At 46.6% G+C, this 1009-nt stretch carries 1 protein-coding gene; it reads left to right on the top strand.

The annotated features are described in order from the left end of the window. Positions 1-1009 (top strand): anaerobic sulfatase maturase (locus R7Q47_RS26795; RefSeq protein ID WP_318090368.1); only part of this gene is annotated, 1009 nt, incomplete at both ends.

The following is a 1009-nucleotide window of genomic DNA, read 5'->3' as shown; positions in this document are numbered from 1 at the left end:
GGATTACTTCAAGAAAATTGTCGAGTTTCAAGAGAAATACCAGCCCGCAGGCGTGAAGATCTCTAACGATCTGCAAACAAACGGCACGTTATTGAATGACGAATGGTGCGAATTCTTAAGCGAGAACCATTTCTTGGTGGGCTTGAGTATTGATGGTCCTGAAATGCTGCACAACGCGTATCGAACCAACCGAGCCGGTCGGGGCACATTCAAACAAGTCATGAATGCGGTGGAGTTGCTGCATAAATATCAGGTGAACTTTGCCACGCTTACCTGTGTGAACAACCTGACGAGCCGAAATCCGCTTGAAGTTTACCGTTTTCTGCGAGATGAAGTCCGCTCGCCACAAATGCAGTTTATTCCTATTGTTGAACAGAAAACGTTCCGCACCACTGCGCCTCAAAAATGGCAACCGCAAGAGCAGCTTAAACAAGGAGACAAGCGTTTGATTCCGGGTCACAAAGATTCTGTCATGGAACCTTGGTGTGTTGCTGATGAAGCTTGGGGTAACTTCCTGATTGCGGTTTTTGATGAATGGATTAAGAACGATATCGGCAAAGTGTTTGTGCAATATTTTGAAGCCAGTGTAGAGGCTTGGATGGGGCGCGCTAATCCACTTTGTACGCTGGGTGAGGTGTGCGGTAAGGGGTTGGCGATGGAGCCAAATGGCGATGTGTTTGCATGCGATCATTACGTTTATCCGGAGTATAAAATTGGCAATATTCATCATGACAAGCTGGATGAACTGGCCTACAGCAAAGAGCAACAGAAGTTCGGTTTTGCAAAATCTCGCTTGTTAACGCAGCAATGTCGAGACTGTGAGTATCAGTTTGCATGCTACGGTGAATGCCCGAAAAACCGTTTCATTCGTACTCGTGATGGTGAGCCGGGACTTAACTATTTATGTGCAGGATGGAAGAAATTCTTTGCACATGCTGACAAAGCGATGGCATACATTTTACGCGCAACGGGTAACGTGGTGGCTCATGGCAAATACAGCGATTCAGTC

It is taken from the genome of Vibrio sp. Vb0349, from assembly GCF_033338975.1.
Note: the sequence above shows the minus strand (reverse complement) of the source record. Positions and strands in the feature narration are given on the sequence as shown.